This is a genomic window from Lentilactobacillus otakiensis DSM 19908 = JCM 15040 (assembly GCF_001434145.1).
Taxonomy (GTDB): Bacteria; Bacillota; Bacilli; order Lactobacillales; family Lactobacillaceae; genus Lentilactobacillus; species Lentilactobacillus otakiensis.
The window spans coordinates 25,246-44,155 of the sequence record NZ_AZED01000002.1 but is presented as its reverse complement, the minus strand read 5'-3'; the positions used below and the strand labels follow the sequence as shown (position 1 = coordinate 44,155).

Below are 18,910 nucleotides of genomic sequence, written 5' to 3'. Positions count from 1 at the left end.
TTATGCCGACTGCAGGCACAAGCTCCCCTTACAAACGTTGATATAAAGGCATTTATAATTTTAATTGACCGTTATTTGACCGTTATTAGCTATTTTGTCCTCAAAAATGATAGTTAAATAACCAAAAACTAATATATGCATAATATTATCAAAAGCACAAAATAATATTAATTAATATATACCAATATATGTATTTTTCCCCCCATAATCATTCAAGGGGGATTCATCTCACATAAATTTCTCAATTAAATAAATAATCAACGGTACAATAATTCCCGCTGCCACTAAAGAAATTAATGCATAGTTAATATGTGTAAGATTATCAATTCGATGTTCATTTTCAATAGACTTAGCCAAAGCTTTATCTGTTTTAGCATTCAAATCAGCCTGATCATTTAGCTGTTGTTTAATGGAAGAAATATCTTCTTTAATGCCAATGAGCATTTTAGTCATATTGATTTCATCAGGAACTTCCACCATTATTTATCACCAGCCTTTACTGCAAAAATAAATTTAACTTTATCTTTGTTTGCTGTATAGTAACCGGTTGGTGTAGAAAGGCGATAAATTTCACCATATTTTATTGGGGTAGCATAGAATCGACTTCCTTTAATCAGACGAGTATGCCGTTTAGACTTGAATTCAGCATCGTTAAATTGGTGAATTACGCTTTGCGTTGCTTCGTATAGGCCTGGAGTTTGATAATATTCCGGTTTAGCAGGCTTAATAACTACCCCACTTCCGGACAGTGAACCATCAAAATCTAAGCTGGCGTCAACCTTTAATCCATCATAGTTATCGGTATATTGCCAGGCATTCGCATTATCAATTCCCGGTTGACTAACACCATACGCCGCTACCCAAATATGCTTATCAATAAGTTTCGCTCGATCAATTCGCTTTTCAGCAAACCATGAACCGGATCCATAAGTAATAACGTTGGTAAATCCGTTGGCTTTTAACTCCTTTAAAAAGGCATTTACTTCAGCTGTGGTCTTCCAAGGAAGGTCTTGTGCTTCCACATCTAGGGCCAAGACTGTGGATTTATCCAACCCAAAGCTTTTTACCCAAGCTAAGAAATACTTAGCTTCTGATGAACCATGACCATGAAAGAAATGATAAACACTAACACTACCAAATACTTTGAATCCGTTAGCCACTTGTTCTCTAGCTTTAGGGTTAATGTATCCAGTGCCTTCCGTCAATTTAACCACCGTGGTATCAATTCCGTGACTTTTTAAAAATTTCATGTAGGTCTCAGAACTGCCTTGGTAAACAGATAAATCAGCAACCTTTTTTGTCATTTTCGTCACTTCCTACTTTTGTTCAGATGATTGGGGTTCGTTAAATACTTCCGGATCGTCATCGACTGGAACGTCGGGTGTAACGTCATTTGTAGGCGCCGGAGTAACAGGTGCTTTGTGATTATCTCCCTTTAGAGTGTGTTTATAATACTGGTAAGCTTGTTCTGCTAATCCTTCAATTGTTTCTGCTTTAAAATTAAAGCCGGACTCTTTTAAGCCAGAATCAACAAATTGATTGACCACCTTTTTGCGATCTGAGTTACTTAAAGCAGGCATACTTGCCACCACAGGAACGAAAGCATTCGCTAATTTCAAGCCTAATTCCATCCCTTGCTTGATATGAGTATTCTTTTCAGTTTTAATTTTAGCTTCAATCAACGGTTTAACCAATTTGTAAGTTGCTGGAATTACAGCAATTAAAAAAGCAACCAGTCCGGTTGCTTTAAGAGAATTAAAAATATCGACAATTTGTGTGTACATAAAATTACCTCCATAAAATTTGTGTAAAAGAAAACGCCCCGCTTTAAAGGGCGTCCTCAATTCTTATCATATTGAAGAACATGAAATTCCTTCTTGGAGGAATGGAATTCCACAAACGCATTGTATCACGATTATTTAGTCGTAACAACTAATTATTGAAAACAAACACGCCCATCTTATGACGGGCGTGTATACATCACATACATTGAGGGGAATGTATGAGCATGGGGCATTCATAAATGCTCAGGTGAATATTCGAATGCGTAGGCACCAAAGGGGTTAATGCCTACGAAAATGATTATACCACTGTTCCAAAAAAGTGACGGACTTTAATTTAATTAAACTTGCATTCCGCCAAGAGATCACATGTGGGTTTACTAAACTGAGTAATCGTTATGATGAGCTTGTTACTTGGGCAACGCTACCAGTGTCATAATTCTTACCAGTAATATCAGTAAACTGATCTTTTGTTAATTCATTCCAACCAACGAACAGTTTCAATTTATCATAAGATAACCAACCGTTATCATATTCAATTTTAAGCATTCCGTGCCAATCAATATTAAACATTGTATTACCTCCTTTTATTAAGCTGGTGAATTAGTTGTATTTGCTGCTGGTACAGTAGTTGCTTTTTCAGAAGCATTTAATTGGGTTTGAATATTTTGTAGTTCTCCGAGGATTTGTCCTTGAACCACTGAAATATTACTTACCAAAGCTCCCAATTGTGAATCAGTTTGCGTACCTGTTGATTGCAAAGATTGTAACTGAGTTTGTAAGGTTGTTACATCTGTACTTACTTGGTTCAATGAAACACTCGGTAAGTTACCTGGATTAAGCAATTTTTGATTTGTTGCATCATATCGGAATTTATCTGGATATTGAGCGAACTGATTAATCCACGAATCTAAAACGAACACCTTTGTATAACCATCGGTCTCGACTTTCTTATAGTCAGTGACAAAACCATTTGAATCAAACGTAATATAAATAAACATTATTTATTATCTCCTTTTTATCGTTGTTCAATAACTATATTTTTTGTATATTACTTGAAAAATTAAAATTCCCAAACTATCAGACGCTAAATCCAATAAATAAAAAGTCTGATTTTAATAATTCGTTTAACATAAGTTTTTATCTTTCTTTATTTTATAAGCGATCCAATGGATAAACAATATTTACAGAAAGTGGTGTCGCGGTATTTTGAATACTTATTAATAGGCTACCCTCATTTCCCACCATCTGATTTCCCCAATCATTAAAAGCCCAAAAACCAGATGACGTTTGATAAATTAATTCCGGACTGCTACCAAGAGTTTTAAAAGTCTTTTTAAAATCTGGATAAGCGGTGTAAAGATTAAAAATAACAGTTTCTGGTACCGTAGCCCCATAAAAAGTACCGTAGTAATACAGTATGTCATTATAAATACGCCATCCGGTTGCTTCGTTACAGCCATGTGGACCCATCGTGTCCGTTGATTGATAATTAGTCACAACCCAAGGTGTTGTTAGTTTGTCGCCACCACCTGTGCCAACATCTTTACCATTAACTTGTAAGCCAGCTGTAAAGTTTGCTAACTTTGTAGTATTTGCCATGTTTGCTGTTGCAGTGTTCACTGCACTGCTTACATCATTAGTGGTTGCCACATCAATTCCAGACTTTTGAAGTTTTCCTGTAAAATTGGCATCCTTAGTCGTATCTGCAAGTGTTGATGAAACTGCCGGAACACTATCTTTAGTGATATACGGATGACCAGTTGTCTTGTCAATGGGTGCTGTATCAAACGTCTTTGTCCCAGCAATTTCTTCATCACCAGATAGGTGGGCAACTTTGCTATCGTCAGCAGGTGTGTAACCAATTTTATCTTGCTTATCTTCTGGAGCTGGTAAGTGTGTGACTGGGATTGAACCAACAACTATCATTAAATCCGTTATTTGATATGTTGCATGTGATTTGTCAATTGATGAACATATAGTTTGACCACTAACAATATCTTTGCCGGGAATGATAGCAGTTCCTTGAAAATGATGAATACCATCTGTTGTAATAGATTGATTTCCTGAAAAGGTATTCCAAGGTGAATTCCAGCTTAACCAATGTGAACCTCCATCAGCATTTGTAACTACTAAATCATATGAATAATAAATTTGTGTACCCGAAGGTAAGGACGAAAATCCACTGTATAGCGAAAAATATTGAATGACTTCTCCCATTCCACCTTTTGCAGTATAAGCTACAACATTATCTGTTTGCAGCGCAATGTTTCTTAAATTTGTTACATCACTTAACTTATTATATGGTTGTACTTGAACTCCATTAAGCTGTTCAGTACCATTTTTGTTATCAGTAACTTTAGTGTTTAAAGCATTGTTCATATCAGCCACTTTTACATAATCAGCTAAATCAGGCGTAATACTCCCCATATTTTGCCATGAACCATCTATCCAAATATATAAGTCCGTTCCAACTAAGTAACCATCACCCTGGTTGTTACCCGTTGTGGGTAAATTTTCCTCTTTATCAGCTTTCCCCCTAACAACCAAACCATTTCCTTGTTTTCCTTGTGGTCCCACTGGTCCCATTGGCCCCTGACTACCGGTGTCACCTCGGCTGGAAACAAAATTAGTTTCTTTAGTTGTTCCGTCATCGTAGGTAAAAATAATTTTAGTCCACAGATAAGGAAGTTGATCAGTTGTTGCCAAAATAGTATCTGACCAGCCCCCTGTGGGAACTGTAACTGGTGAATCACTTAACTGATACTGATTGTTGGCAGACTTAATACCATTGCCAGGGTTACCTTGGTCACCCTTCTGCACATTGTGGACTGCATTCTCCATTTGGCTACTTAGATCATCAAATTGTTGCTGAAAATCATTCAAAGTGATTGTCGGAATTACTTCACCAGTATCACTCATCAGATTCTCTTCAATTGAAAATCCTAACGTTCCATCGCTTGGAAAGATAGCCTGTGTACCATCATTCATAGTAACCCAAACTTCAATATCATAATCATCTGGAACCAATGTGTTCATGATATCCTGATTAATTGGAAAACTTAGTGTTCCACCAAGCGGACTAGTTACAGTGGTTAAATCAATAGCTTCTTGCATGATATATCCATCGTCATTAGCTATTTTTACCAGAATTGACTTAGCATTAGTTAAATCAAAGGCCACCCCGTCGGCCGTGAGTGCCAGATTAAAAGCAGTGGTTGTATCTAAATATTTAACCACATCATTATCATCCGTGAATGCGAGCTCCTTACTCATTAGTTTTCACCTTCTTTCTAAGCTGATTATTTTCAATTTTTAATAACGCAATTTGTTGATTTTTTGCTGCCATATCTTGACTGTACTCATTAACTAATTGGTTAATTAAATCTTGTGCGTTAATATCATTCATCAGATCACCTTACATCTTCAATTTCTTTTTAATCCCATTAATTTCATCAAGTAAATTAGTTCCATGTGAAATGACGTCACCAGCATGAATATCAATTGTCGATCCAGCTTCATTATGAAAATAGATATCAGTTCCTGAAACTGATGAAATATAACCTTGGGGACCACATTTAATTCCTTCTGCTAAATACGTCCAAGCATCTGCACTACCAATATGAGTATTATTACCGCCATATGCTTGAAAAGTCTGTCCTTCAATAACTGAAGCTCCAACATTAATTGAATCAACATCCAAGCCACCACGGATTTGAGTATATCCATTACTATTTCCAGATACAAATTGAAGATATTTACCATTACTAATGGCACAAAAACCGTTTGTGTCTAATGTGATCCTTCCATTATTACCATCTTCCTCAATTGATGCCCCTGTAATTGTTGAAGTTGCATCAATTTTCGCAGCTTTAATGATTGATGAGTCAACTTCCACAGAGTTCAAATATCCGGCTTCAATGGTTCCTAAATCAGCAGATAACGCTGAAAGCTGACCAACTGACAAGGCTGTTTGGGACATCTTAGTCTTAACCCAATCAGATCCATCATAGGTGTACATTTCACTAGTTATATGGTTACTGTCTTGGACGTACCAAATATCACCTTCATCATGACTTTTCCCATCATCAAAAGGCTCTTGCGATGAAACGGTAATTTTTCCATCGAGCGAAGTTTTTACTTTATCTGCTTCATCAGCCGCAGAATTAGCAGCATTTTTTGCATCGTCAGAGGCCTGTTGGGCAAGTTTAGCATTTTCATCAATATTTAACGTCCCCGTTGCAATAATCAATTGTTATCACCATCCTCAATTTTGGTTCCTTCGCCAGTTGACTCATCACCATCTTCATCACTATCCGAACTTGCATCCGAATCATCCGCATTATCATTTCCAGCAATTACTGGTTGTTCAGCTTCATCATTTTCACCCTCGTCTTGTTCAGGATATTCAACAACTAAGTCTTTAGAATCATCACGGATTCCAAGTGGAGCTGTATATAGGGCACTATGAGCAATAGAGACAGTATGTGCAGCATCCCTATATTCAGAAACGTTAAAGCCAACAATTAACCTAGAATTATTAACATCTTCATATATGCCCTCCGGCTCCAAATGACCGCCATTTTCCAACGGCACTGTTAACTTGATATCCTGCATTGGTTCCACCACATAATCAAATACCATTGACTGTGTAATTAAGTTAATACACATAACATGTTTGTCATCAGCATTGTTAGCACCACCCGCCGTAAAAAAAGCAAATGGATAACTAATCCCATTCGCTTGGAGAGTATTATAAGTGCCATTATTAATGGTTCCAGCTGGTAATGGTTTCCAGCCAAAGTCTTGCAGATTAAATTCAATGATAGGAGTAAAGTTTCCAGCTTGTAAATCGCTAATTTGACAAACATATACTTTCCCACTTGTCGTACTTCCTAGCCACAGATTGTTCTTCAAATCAACGTTAACTCGAAAATATTGTTTTACTTGGCACCACTTGGTTATATTACTAGCACTTGTATTGGCTTGATATGCCATTGTTACCAAATAATATTTCCCATCAATTGGATCTTTTATTTCTGTATAAATTGTGTTGGAACCTTCATCATAGCCAAACGATCCGCAATGGCCACCTCCAGTTACAAACATCATGCTTTGTAATGTTCCATCAGCGTTCCATTTAATAAATTCACAATCTGAATGGTTTTTGTCTTTAGAATAGTGATAACTAGACAACACCGAACCATCACTCAATAAATATGAAAATTGTAAGGCCCCAATATGCTGATCGCCATTAAAATCTTTGTTGGTGGCATCTTTCGTTTCCCAAAGCTTATTCCAGGAACCATCAGCTGAATTGCTGGTATCAATCCACATCTCTGCCTCATCTTTCACATAAGTATCATCAATGGTGACTAATAGTGTCCCGACAAATGGTGGTTCGATAGTAACCTGATAACCATCTTTTGCATGGTCAGCTTCCCAGCCAATATCACGGGTGCCATCCATATTAATTTTTTGCCAATTAAACGCTTGTGGTGCCAGATAAGAGGTTACATTCTCACCTTCAATAAATAGTCTTGCAATCACCCGTTTGGAAGTATCCGTGTTATACCAAGTTGAACCTAACGGCGTAATCAAACTGACTGTGGCTGCATTGGCATTCTCTCGGGCTTCTTCAAATAGTTTCTTAACGTGGTCATTCCAACGCTGTTCCATATTGCGAATAAACGCCGGCGTAATTACTTTAACTGTACTGAACTCACCTAATACAACTTTATTTTGACTTGGGTCACTTTCTGAGGTAGTTTGCTGAATGACTCTTGCCTCCGTGGTTAAAATCGGGTTCATAGATAAATCAATCACCTTAATAGTATCGCCCAAGTTAGCTTGAAAATCTTGAGTAACCTCCACAGCATAGTTAATTCGTGGGTGATTATACAATCTTAATTCCCGTAATCCCCAATCAAGCAATGCTTTAGGTTCAGTAATAGTGTCACTAGTAATTGTTCCTTCCAGCCAGGTGTTCTGATCAGTGTTATAAAGAGAATTTGCTGAAACGTCAGTAATATAATTCTTGCCGTTATTAACCGAGGCAATTGAAGCATTATTTGCGCCTACAATGTAAAGCTTAGTTACTAAATTAGTATCAACTGTTTCTCGTTGGACAGATAACATGTTTTGCCCATAGGTAATTGACTTGCCTTCATCTTCTCCCAATTGATCAGCTAATTCTAAAATCAGGTCAGTCACAATACCGTTGGCATCAATATGGCAATAAGCATCAGCTTCCGCATCGTAAGTTGATAGAACCGTCTGCAAGGCAGATTGACTAGAAGCCGTCCCGTCAAAGTTAATATCAGCAAACAATCCCGAAGAACAATTATTTTGTAAATCCCAACCGGTATCAGCCATGATCCACTGCATAGCTTGATCTAATTTACAATTTTTAATGTCTTTTTGTGGTGGAATGGTCTTATTTAATTTATAGATTGCTAGGTTAATAGCATCCACCGTTACTAAGTGAGCCCCACTAGTGGCATCAATAGTTTCATCAACCTGATAAATTCGATAAATACGCCAATGATTATGCACATCATCATACACTGCGACACTATTACCAACCGTTAAGTATTGAGCCGCAGGGGCACTTTGCAACATGGTTAGTCCTGTTAATGTATCATTCCAACTTTTAGAGTTAGCATTCGGATCCGTACTATTAAAAGTGCTAACGCCAGTAATACCATCATCCGAGTTACTGTTATCATCGGCAATTTGGCGTTCAACTACTTCACCCCAAAACGGGTTGGCGTCTGAATTAGTCGATAACGTGGCAACTCGCTTTAAATTTTTATCCAGGATAATATACAAATCTCTAACCTCCTTATTTATGTATAAAAAAGTAGTCGCTTTCGTGACTACTTAATTGCTGGTCGATATTCAATTGTTACATCAGCATTTTTGGGATCCGGGAAAAAGTGTAGAGTTTGTGGAACCCCACCGGTTAATTTAGGGAAGGTCGATAACCATGAAACGTATTTATCGGCCGGTTTTCCATCAATAGTAACTTTATTGTTGGCCGTATCAATAATAATTTCTTGACCAGCCTTGGCAATAATATGTGGCGTATCATCTGGATCAGTAGAGCCATCACTGCGCCATTCTTCATAATTGGTTAAAGCTTCATAATCTGACTTATACGCCACCACTGGATTAACTAAGTCCTCTTTAATATCATGCTTACCAAAGAAAACGCCTAAGTTGGCTAAAGCAAAACCAAACTTACCGGATTTATCCAACTTTTCCTTATGCATGTGAGTTTTACTTGTATTGTTAACACTATATGGCTCACCGGTTTTAGGATCCCACTGGTTAATTTCTGCTACCCAGTTGTCGTAAACATTCCCCGAACTATCCGATTTTTTCTGTCGTTCAAGAATAAATTCACCATAAAAATTCGAGTAGGCATCCTTATTCATATACGAGGTTTCAGTTACATATTCTTTTTCCTTTTTCTTCTTTGTTGTAGCTTTGGGAGCTGATGTTTTTTTGCCCCCTTTACTACTACTCTTCTTGCCACCCTTTTTAGATTTCACAACTCGTTTCTTTTTAGTCTTAGTCTTCTTACGAGTTTTTCGTTTCTTCCGCGCAAAGAATTGTAGATTCATTTATATCACTTCTTCTTTTTAGTCGTCTTCTTAACGGTGACCGTTTTGGTGTAGGCAACTTTAACATGCTTGGTAGCCTCATTTTGTTTCTGCTGACCATTACCTTCATCAAACAGCAATGTTAAATAACTACCAGAGTTACTACTATCAAAATTATTGCCTAATTGAATAAACGCCCGTGGATAACGGCCCATCGAATAATCTTCAATGCCCATTCTTCCACAAACATTACCGTTATTGTCCAACAAATAAGCTTCGATTTTTCCCATCGCCCGCTCATTTTTCATTCGTTTAACATGATGTAAGCGTACCGAAACTTTCCAATAGGGAGTAATTTTCGGTAGACCATTATGCATAACCGCTGGTCCGTAAAAATTCTTGTGTTTCCCACGAGATCCCCATTCGTAATGATCATCTTTATCTTTAGCCACCATAATTGAAGTACCAGTGGCTGCCGATTTTCCATCTAACTCACCCTTATAAATTGGAAAAGCTTGTGTATTTTCACTACATTGAATCCACGTTGCTAATGAGTTGCAGGGATCGTCAACCTGTTGAGTTTGAGATTGTCCCATGACTGTGACGTTGCCATCACTATCCGTAGTCGTATCACCGTCATCAACATTATATCCAACCGCTACATAATCATCATTTGTTTCATAACCCACATAATAAAGATCGGTTTTCGGAATAATATGAATAATTGGATCAACTTCCGTATTTCCTTCGGGAATAATTTGCTGATCATTGTCTGTAATTTTTATTTCCTTCTGTGGTAGAAATCCACGTGGATCTGCCAGCATGAAGACTAACGTAGTTTGAAAGTCCTGAACACCTTCATTAATAAATGTCGGTGTTGGAATACTCGTAAAGTGTCCATAATAAGTTACATCTGGATCGTCATTAAACCTCAACGGATATTCAGTATCAGCATCACTGCTGGTATTAACTAAAACGTTAGTTAATGTTTTAATTCGTTCGTTATATTCATCGCGGGTGGTACAGAAACAGGTAATTGGAATGTCGAATTCTTTTTCACCGTAGTCTGTTCCCAAGTACACACCACCATAACGTTTAGGGACGTCTTGAAATGACTCAGTAATATTGGGGGCTAACGGTTTCGATACATGATTTAGAAATATGCCTAAATCGTCTTCCGAATTAAAACCACCATTTCCATCTTCATCAAACGCAAAATCAAATGTGTTTACATCATAATTATCGTTATTAGCCAAAGGTTACACCTCTTCCCCAATTATTCTTAGCCGTTGTTCGTTTGTTATGCTTATTGACTGCCTGAACAACTTGCTTGTCAGTCACTACTGCCGGAATCGGATTGTTTTGGCCATCGACCAATTGACTCATAAGTTTAATCATTGTATCAAACTTTGCTTCAAGTCTTTTGACAGCCTGACCATCCGAATTGCTTGATTGGTTGGTGTGCTGATCTGTTTGCTTAAAATGAGCCATAGTATCAGCTAGCAATTCATAGGCTCGTCCTCGTTTATTAATATCCCATGGAATGATGGTTTCCGGTTTATTACGTTCGGCTACTTTAATTAACTGTTCTTGATCAACTAAGCCACCATTCGCATATCCTAAATAATTAGCAACTTTCTTCGCACCGTTAACGTGTTGCCCCGTATAGCCACCACGTTCCCAATCTTCAGAAAACTGACTAGCTAACGAAGTGATCGAACCGTGACCCTCGAGGATTCGTTTAAATACAGAAGAATCAGAACTGTCATCGCTTAACGCAAACTTTAATTGGGTAGCTGCATTGCGCCAGTTTTCACCATGACGTTGAGCATATGATTTCAAATGATTCAGTCTACCACCTAACCACTGCCCAAGCCCAGAAGCTCCACCAGATGAATTTCTTGCGTTAGGATTTAATCCTGACTCAAATTCCCAATTACCAAGAATTGCAGCAATTCCTGCTTTAGTTGCGCGTGGATCCAGCTTTTTCAATGCTTTAGCTAAGGTTTTAGCTCTAGCTGCCACATCACCACTTAATCCAAAGCTGCTTAAACTACCAAACAATTTTTGCCATAATGGTTTTAAATTTTTCGATACCCAACTCCAAACCCCGGAATGCTTTAATTGAGATTTTACTAGTGTTTGTAACCCAGAACTTTGTTTATGAGATTTAGTTGACTTTTTAACTTTGTCAATCAACCCAGGCACTCTTCGAATCCCAACAAAATCACCGAAGCCCTTGATGGTAGAATATTTAATCCCGTCCTTTGGATTTTCGGCACTGAACATATGTCCAGAACCACTGTTATCGACCACGATACCAACGTGTTGACTTCCTCCACGACCGAAGAACGCTAAATCACCAGTCTTCGCATTCTTCCAAGATACAGGCTTAGAAAAGTTGTATTCAGGGACAGTAGTCGAGCCACCAGGAACTGTAATTCCCATGTGTTTCAAAGTCTCATAAACTAAGCCAGAACAATCATAATAATTCGGTCCTAAGCGGACATTAGAGCCTTCAGAATATCGGTGATGGGCACTATTTGCCAATTTCTTAGCTTCATTCAAAAATGCTGAATCAGTTTGACCGCCGCCTTCGGAAACCATGCCATGTAGCATATTCCAGGCAGTATCCCACCAAACCGAACCCTGTTGCTTGTCGCGTTTGCCAAACATATTGGCAAAGTTCTTCCCAACTGTTCCCTTTATATCGCCAAAATTAGGTTGAAAAACTTGTTTGAAAGTTGCATCAGAATGATTAGCAATGTGTGATAGTGCCGACAACTTCTGTTTTAAAGAACCCCAAATGCCTTTAAAGAGTTTCCCGATACCACCAAATAAACCAGTACCTGACGCAAAGTGCTGCATGCCATTTAAAGCCATTAACATCTTAGACTCTGTAGCATTTAAAACGCCGGAACCAGCTTCTAGGAACCGGTGAGTATCTTTACCTTCAACTGGTTCTAATTGCCCATCTGCGTGGACAATGATTTCTTTATTATGTGTTTCTGGTGAATCGTGACCATCATTAAGCTTAGCCAAAACCGGTTGGGTTAATAAACCATTTTTCAATAATCCGGTACCTGTTGCCCAGGCTACCGTTGGAATCTGATCCAAAGTTTGTGAACCACCGTATTGTTTAAAGACTTTGTTCTGGGCTGAAATGGCATTCTTATTCATCCCATTTACCAGTTTGCCAATCCAATTACCAACTGACTTCCAGATGCCATGCCAGGAGAGACTGTAATTGTCTTTGGTTTTGGAATTATTTTTCTTAATACTCTCATATTGAGAAACAGCCTGAGCTGTTACCTTCTGATTTTGATTATGCGCATAATCGTAAACCTTATCAGACTGCTGTTTTGCTTTAGTGATTGAATCGTTTTTTTGTTTATTGGCATGATTAATCACACCAATTCTTTGTTTACGAGCCTCCTCAATAATTTTTTGGCGTTGTGCCTTGGCAGCCGAACTATTTCCCTTGTACTCTTCATCTGCTGCTTTAACTGTATTTTTATATTTCTTCCAAGCAGCGTTATAGACACTATGATATTCATCGTTGGCTTTTTTACTGACAGATTTTTGCTCTTCATCGGCATTAGCCACCAATTTAATCATTTTTTCTTTGGAATACTTTTTACTCTTTTCAGTGAGCGTTTTATAATCTTTAGCAATCTTATTAGTAGACAATTTAATCTGGCCAGCTAAGGTAGTATGCAGTTCGGCTTCCTTAGCAGTTACTTTCGTAGCAAATTTAAGATGTTGTTTCTCAAGTGCTTCTTTCTTTTCCTTCTGCAACTTTTCAACTTGAACGGATCCCTTACCATATTTATTCTCAGCTTTTAGAATCTTTTTATTCCATGATTCCGTTAGTCGTTGCCGTGATTGTGCATAATATTTGGCAATTGCTTGCTGATCTTTCTGACTCATCAGAGTTAATCGATTGGCTTTAGAACCTTCACCCTTAATGACTTGCAGACGTTTTTCATACTCTTTTTTAGTAATGTCCCCGTTTTTATAAAGTAATTGTAAGTTCTTCTTGTCCTGAGCTTCACGGTTTTTATAATAGCTTGTCGCTTCATCAGAAAGTTTCTTGAAAGAAGACTTGGTAGATAATTTAGGTGTATGGATTTTTTGTGCTGAAAGTCCTTTTTGAATAGCTTTACCAAACTTACGACCAACACCTTCACCAACCAAGCCACCCAATCCAGCGCCAACAGCTGTGCCAATTCCAGGTAAAATAGCTGTCCCGATTGCTGCACCAGCTGCTGTACCACCTAGTGAACCAGTAGCAGCGCCGATGTGTGAACCGGCACTCTTCTTTTTCATGCCAATTAAATCAGTTGCTGAATTTAAAACGTCTAAGACACCTACAGAGCCTGCAACAACCTTTCCTAATTTGCTAACACCTTTAAACTTTTCAGCTAATTTAGCGAATCGGCCTATCTTTCCGGTATCTTCGGTGACTTTACTTGTATCATCTATGTCGTGAACCGCTATTTTACCGTCTTTTTCAGCATCTTCGGCAACCTTACCTTCACCACCAGCGTTATCAGCAATATCATCAATTGTACTGGTACCATTTCCGGCATCCACATTAGCTTCTTTAGCCTTAGTGTTACGTTCAATAGCTAAAGTTTGATCATCATATGCTGATGTCAATCGGTTCACCTTTAGCTTTTGACCACTAAAAACAGAAGTAAGGTCGCTAAATATTTTAAAGTATTTATAAACTTTGCCAACTGCCCAAATTGCAGTTAATGCTTCACCAAAGCGCTTGACACCTTCATAATGTTTAATAGCAAAAATGCCAATATTGGCGATTCCTCCTGCCACATGTGCAGTTAAAGTAGCCGTTTTACCAATATCTTTCTGAAAGCCTTTTTCACCAAAGAGCTTGGTCATTTGATTAGCTGCTTTTGTCATATATGGCAACAACTTAGACCCAAACATAATTGATAATTGATCCCAGGCTTGCTTAAATCGTTTCTGAGACATTTGGGCAGTTTGAGCATTTTTGTTAGCTAATCTTTGAACGTAAGTCCCAGCTTTGCTTGCTTTAGAAACATTGTTGGTTAAATCAGCCAATTGGCCATTATATTTAGCTAAGATTTGAGCTGCTTGCATGCCAGTTTGACCAAAAACATTTTTAAAGATGCGCGCTGTATCAGCTCCACCAAGTTTTTTAGTATGTTCCTCAATAATTTTAAAAATTGCAGGCAACGTTTTGAAATTACCATTGGCAGTTTGGAATATTTTAGTTGATTTAATTCCAATTTCATTTAAAGCGCCCATAGCTGAATTTGTTGGAGCTGCTAAACTAGTAATAATTTTTCGCAGACCTGTCCCAGCTTTATCAGCTTCCAAGCCATGGTTACTCAATTCACCTAAAGCAGCGGAAGTTTGCTCAATACTAAAGTCCGCATTATGAGCTGAATCGCCTACATATTCCATGCCTTTGCCTAAACTGTGGAAGTCAGTAGCAGTCATGTCAGCAGAATAAGCTAATGCATTAACTACACGTTTAGTGTTGTGCATCATTTTTGCCGTATTATTGGTTTTCATGCCAAATGCTTCAATCGCCTGGCTTGATACTTTAACCACATCTTTAAAGTCATCACTAGAAGCCACACTGGCTTGTAGTTCAGTTTTCATAACCGCTAATGATTCAGCACCTGTATGACCACGCTTGATTAAATCCTGGTATTGATCAGCAATTTCTTTTTGACTAACTCCATATTTAAGAGCGTACTTAGCCCCGTCTTTTTGCATTTCTGTCACGGTTTTAATAGCAGTTTTAGCCTTGTCGCCACCCGTAACCAGTAAGTTTTGGTTTACTTTATAAACATTTTGAAGTTCAGTTGCTTTTTTAGCGCCAGAAAAAGCTGCTGCTCCCAATGTCCCCATCGCTACGCTGGCACCTAGTAAACTACCTTTAATTGATCCAAATGAATTTTTAAATTTATTCTTAGCAATGTTAGCTTTATCGCCCAATCGCACCATTGCATCACTCATGTGACCGACTTGTAAATCGTACTTGACCACATCAGAACGCACATTGGCCAGTGAAGTGGCTGTTTTGTTGACTCGTACTTGTTGGGTGTTAAAAGCTTCGTTAGCAATGTCCAAGCTACCTTTTAATTGATTAAGTTTTTCCTTTTCTTGAACATATTCATCCGCATTCTTGTGGGTATCATTGGCGAGGCGGTTAACAACATTTTGTTGTTTTTCATAGGCCAACTGGGCTTGTTTATAAGCCTGTGAGTTTTTACTGAGTTCACTATTTTGTAATCTGTACTGATCAGATAAGCTATTCAATCCTTCCTTAAGGCCTTTAAGCTTTACTTGACCAGCCTGGTTAATCTTTCCTTGAGCCTTTAGCGCATCCACATAAGAATTAGTTACCTGATTAAGGTTATGATAGTTGCGCTGTAATCCAGATAGTCCTGAATTAAGGTATTCAAATTGCTTTTCCGCCTTAGACTGTTGATCATTTAAACCAGCAATCTTCTCTTGTGCTTTAGCAATCTGATTAGCATATTTGGCATACTTTTCTGAACCTTGGTTGGTTGTTTGATCAAGGCCTGACTGTCGACGTTTTAGCTCATCAATTTTTAAGTTATAACCTTTGATTTCTTCTGATATTCCTTGATACCTAGTTTTTAAAGCATCTAGCTTATCTCCAGAAGATTTTAAGGCCACCTCCTGAGAACGCCATGCATTGGTATTAGCTTTAATGTAATTAGTTAAAGTTTTTAATGACCGTGCGGGTTGCACTGCATCCAAGCGAATTGAAGTACTCATTACATCATTAATTGTGGCCATTAGTCAGTCCCCTTTCGTTTATTTAATAACTCGACAACCGGATCTGTTACTTGTTTCTTCTTATCTTTAGCATTTAAGACTGCCATAAATTCAAAGTAATCTTGTCGGTTTAACTCATCTGGTAAGATTCCTTGCTTCATCATTTGTTGTTTAAAAAAAAGCATATCTTGTTGGGATATGCTTAGGTCATTAATTAATTTGGCTAATCTTAATTGCTTTCTTTTGGGTCTGCTGATTCCTCAGTTTGTTGTTTAGTAACAGTCTCCCAATCTTCATCGCTCATACCTTGAAACCGGAATAATACATAGGCCATGAAATTTTGAAAATCCGTAAAATCCAAAGTGGATTTAATCTTTTCAACTTCTTTGTCGGATAGCTTAAAAATATCAATCATAAATTGCACTAATCCTTGAACCATTTTCTTTTGCGTTTCTAAAACTACTAGTGGATCATCATTAGTAAAGTCAATTGAATCTGATTTCAACAATTGAATTTGTAAATTTTGTGCTTTCTCAACGACTCCTACAGTAGTCTTAACCTCAGCTGACTTTTTACGTAAACCTAATCGAGTAATATTAATTTTCATGATCAAAACTCCTTTATTTTATTTAGTTATGTATACGGGGAACAATCCCCGCCTTAATTTATTTTCCTGGCATTTTAACGCCGGTAGTAGCTGAATAACCACCAAAGACTTCGGCCAACATTTTAGCTTTATCAAATCCAGTATCTTGAGACATCCAAATCTTGTACGGTTCTCCGTTGAAGATTGTATTGTCAGCTGGTGTTAATGCTTGGTAAGTTAACGCCGTATTGGCATCAGTTTCAGCATTATTATCCGTTGCATGAGAACTACCAGTTTCAATTAGTTGACCATTAGCAAAGCCTTCGTACATATCAATATTCGTGTATGAACGAAAATGTAACAACATTGCTACATGGGGCTTTGGCAATCGACGTGTCCAACCACCATTAGCCGCATCATGAATATATCCTTTGAGTTTTTGCAACTCGTCAAAATCAATATCCAAGAATTCCAATGCGACCTCTGGTTGTGCCTGACCATTTGAAACTCGTTTTGCTTCATCATTAGCATAGGCGACAGTACCCGCGGCTTCCAAGCCAGAAACTGTGGCCGTCGTAGCGCCTTTAGCATCGCCATCCACTAAATAGATACCATTAGTTCCTACTCCTGCATCGCTAGTCAGTAATTTACCATTAGCATCAACCAAACCAAAGGTGACATCTTTAATACCATGTGTTGACATTTAAAGTCCTTCTTTCTTTACTATAATTGTTTTAGTAACTGAAAAAGTTGCCGTAACTTGATCGGTGTCTGGATCCACAGTGTTAGGCTCATGTGAGCTAACCAGCCAATCCTGATTATCCAAATTATTCATTAGGGCAACTTCTTCATTAAAAATATTTTCTTGTGTATCTTTTTTCCAAAATATTTGAACTTGAATATTAGCTTGCATATTACTAAATTGATCGTTCCGATATCCGCCCAACGGTTCAGTAATGGAAGTAATCAAGACAATGGTCTGCTTTCCAGAAGTATCAGCTCCGGGAGGAATGTTCATGGAATAAAGCTGGTCAATCCAACCATAGTGTAAAGATTGAATTAACTGATAAACAGTCATAACTGGTAATTCCATTAGTGACCCAGCTCCTTCCACTTAATATATTCAGATTTTAATATATCAGAACGAGTTTCCTCACGGGTCTTTTCCACAAAGTGATCACCGACAATGTAAACAGTGCCATCATTTAGCCAGCGAGCAATCACTGCTTTTTTCTTGACCCAGCCAACTGTCGCTGTCCCATCCACATCACCATCAACGTTTGTCATACTAACTAGCACACTATCAGCTAAATGTGGATCCTTTTCTGAGGCAATTCGATTAGTGTAATGTAGCTGCTTAGTTTTATTAGCCAATTTCTTTTGTAAAACATCGGCACCGGCTTTAGTGATTATAGTTCTTTCCGCCCGGTTGGGTACCAATCGTTTTATTTTCGCTAAATAATCGTCTAATTGTTCGGCCATACTAACCATGTTTTTTACCAACCCTCTCATTAATCTGTAGAGTCAAAATGTCATAAGTCACAATTTTATTGCTATCATCTAAACTCAAATTAACGATTTGATATAGTTGGTCTTGATATTGAACTAGCAGACCTTTGTCAATTAACGGATTGTGTCGAATAACAATTTGAATAGTATCTTCAAAATCTGTTCCCAAAAGCGAAACGTTCTGTGTGTTAGTTCGCGTATAAGGCATGCACCATAACACGAACTGTGGTTTAAATTGCGTTCCTGATGCACCAGTATTAGGATTAATTGTTGGTAAAGCCGTTCCAAACTGGGCTTGCCGATTAAACTGCTCCGGACTAAATTTATTAAGTGCCATCCGGATCACTTCCTGAAACCATTCCTTGGAGTTGATCTAGCATCATCAACAAACCAGCTGACATCCCTTTAGATAATTCCCGATCATAATATAATTGAGTTGCCAGTGTTTTTATTGCTAAGTCGTAAATTGATGAGGCCTGATATTGGGTTTCAGTTGAACTGACTGAATGATTGACAATCTCGGTTGCTTCATTAATCAAATTGGTAACAGTCGTTAATTCAGTCGGACTTTGGTCAATATGCAACTCATCCATTAATTCTTTCGGATTAACCGTCACATGACA

The 18,910-nt window shown here is 37.9% G+C and carries 19 protein-coding genes; all 19 read right to left on the bottom strand.

Going from position 1 to position 18,910, the window contains the following annotated elements:
• Positions 1 to 228: 228 nt before the first annotated feature.
• Positions 229 to 480: a hypothetical protein gene (locus FD05_RS00400; protein ID WP_020282065.1), complete on the bottom strand. Its 252-nt coding sequence runs from the start codon at positions 478 to 480 to the stop codon at positions 229 to 231.
• A complete protein-coding gene (locus tag FD05_RS00395) occupies positions 480 to 1,304 on the bottom strand; it encodes a GH25 family lysozyme (RefSeq protein WP_020282066.1) in 825 nt (274 codons plus the stop codon). The genes FD05_RS00400 and FD05_RS00395 overlap by 1 nt, the downstream gene beginning before the upstream one ends.
• Before the next feature lie 12 nt (positions 1,305 to 1,316).
• Entirely contained in the window at positions 1,317 to 1,784 is a 468-nt protein-coding gene (locus tag FD05_RS00390) for a hypothetical protein (protein ID WP_020282067.1), read from the bottom strand.
• Between the two features lie 393 nt (positions 1,785 to 2,177).
• Entirely contained in the window at positions 2,178 to 2,354 is a 177-nt protein-coding gene (locus FD05_RS00385; RefSeq protein WP_014940198.1) for an XkdX family protein, read from the bottom strand.
• Between the two features lie 17 nt (positions 2,355 to 2,371).
• On the bottom strand, positions 2,372 to 2,782 hold the full coding sequence (locus FD05_RS00380) for a hypothetical protein (RefSeq protein WP_014940199.1): 411 nt from the start codon (positions 2,780 to 2,782) through the stop codon (positions 2,372 to 2,374).
• Between the two features lie 154 nt (positions 2,783 to 2,936).
• On the bottom strand, positions 2,937 to 5,057 hold the full coding sequence (locus tag FD05_RS11820) for a hypothetical protein (protein ID WP_020282068.1): 2,121 nt from the start codon (positions 5,055 to 5,057) through the stop codon (positions 2,937 to 2,939).
• Positions 5,050 to 5,190 carry a hypothetical protein gene (locus FD05_RS11740; RefSeq protein ID WP_008214398.1) on the bottom strand — a complete coding sequence of 47 codons (141 nt, stop codon included), beginning with the start codon at positions 5,188 to 5,190 and terminating at the stop codon, positions 5,050 to 5,052. The genes FD05_RS11820 and FD05_RS11740 overlap by 8 nt, the downstream gene beginning before the upstream one ends.
• 9 nt (positions 5,191 to 5,199) lie before the next feature.
• Positions 5,200 to 6,033 (bottom strand): hypothetical protein, encoded by an 834-nt coding sequence (locus FD05_RS00370; RefSeq protein WP_020282069.1) that lies wholly within the window; start codon positions 6,031 to 6,033, stop codon positions 5,200 to 5,202.
• Positions 6,030 to 8,612, bottom strand: coding sequence for a phage tail spike protein (locus FD05_RS00365; protein ID WP_056938578.1), 2,583 nt, complete (start codon positions 8,610 to 8,612; stop codon positions 6,030 to 6,032). The genes FD05_RS00370 and FD05_RS00365 overlap by 4 nt, the downstream gene beginning before the upstream one ends.
• Positions 8,613 to 8,659: 47 nt before the next feature.
• Positions 8,660 to 9,409 (bottom strand): phage distal tail protein, encoded by a 750-nt coding sequence (locus tag FD05_RS00360; RefSeq protein ID WP_020282071.1) that lies wholly within the window; start codon positions 9,407 to 9,409, stop codon positions 8,660 to 8,662.
• 5 nt (positions 9,410 to 9,414) lie between these two features.
• A complete protein-coding gene (locus tag FD05_RS00355; RefSeq protein WP_039933375.1) occupies positions 9,415 to 10,644 on the bottom strand; it encodes a distal tail protein Dit in 1,230 nt (409 codons plus the stop codon).
• Entirely contained in the window at positions 10,637 to 16,213 is a 5,577-nt protein-coding gene (locus tag FD05_RS00350) for a phage tail tape measure protein (RefSeq protein WP_020282073.1), read from the bottom strand. The genes FD05_RS00355 and FD05_RS00350 overlap by 8 nt, the downstream gene beginning before the upstream one ends.
• Positions 16,213 to 16,377 (bottom strand): hypothetical protein, encoded by a 165-nt coding sequence (locus FD05_RS11735; RefSeq protein WP_003636432.1) that lies wholly within the window; start codon positions 16,375 to 16,377, stop codon positions 16,213 to 16,215. Before FD05_RS11735 ends, FD05_RS00350 begins: the two co-directional genes overlap by 1 nt.
• Before the next feature lie 44 nt (positions 16,378 to 16,421).
• Entirely contained in the window at positions 16,422 to 16,799 is a 378-nt protein-coding gene (locus FD05_RS00345; protein ID WP_020282074.1) for a phage tail assembly chaperone, read from the bottom strand.
• Positions 16,800 to 16,857: 58 nt separating this feature from the next.
• Positions 16,858 to 17,481, bottom strand: coding sequence for a phage tail protein (locus tag FD05_RS00340; protein ID WP_020282075.1), 624 nt, complete (start codon positions 17,479 to 17,481; stop codon positions 16,858 to 16,860).
• Positions 17,482 to 17,871: a DUF806 family protein gene (locus tag FD05_RS00335; protein ID WP_020282076.1), complete on the bottom strand. Its 390-nt coding sequence runs from the start codon at positions 17,869 to 17,871 to the stop codon at positions 17,482 to 17,484.
• Entirely contained in the window at positions 17,871 to 18,269 is a 399-nt protein-coding gene (locus FD05_RS00330) for an HK97-gp10 family putative phage morphogenesis protein (protein WP_039933379.1), read from the bottom strand. The genes FD05_RS00335 and FD05_RS00330 overlap by 1 nt, the downstream gene beginning before the upstream one ends.
• Positions 18,262 to 18,624 carry a phage head closure protein gene (locus tag FD05_RS00325; protein ID WP_003636420.1) on the bottom strand — a complete coding sequence of 121 codons (363 nt, stop codon included), beginning with the start codon at positions 18,622 to 18,624 and terminating at the stop codon, positions 18,262 to 18,264. The genes FD05_RS00330 and FD05_RS00325 overlap by 8 nt, the downstream gene beginning before the upstream one ends.
• Positions 18,614 to 18,904 (bottom strand): head-tail connector protein, encoded by a 291-nt coding sequence (locus tag FD05_RS00320; protein WP_020282079.1) that lies wholly within the window; start codon positions 18,902 to 18,904, stop codon positions 18,614 to 18,616. Before FD05_RS00320 ends, FD05_RS00325 begins: the two co-directional genes overlap by 11 nt.
• Positions 18,905 to 18,910 lie beyond the last annotated feature (6 nt).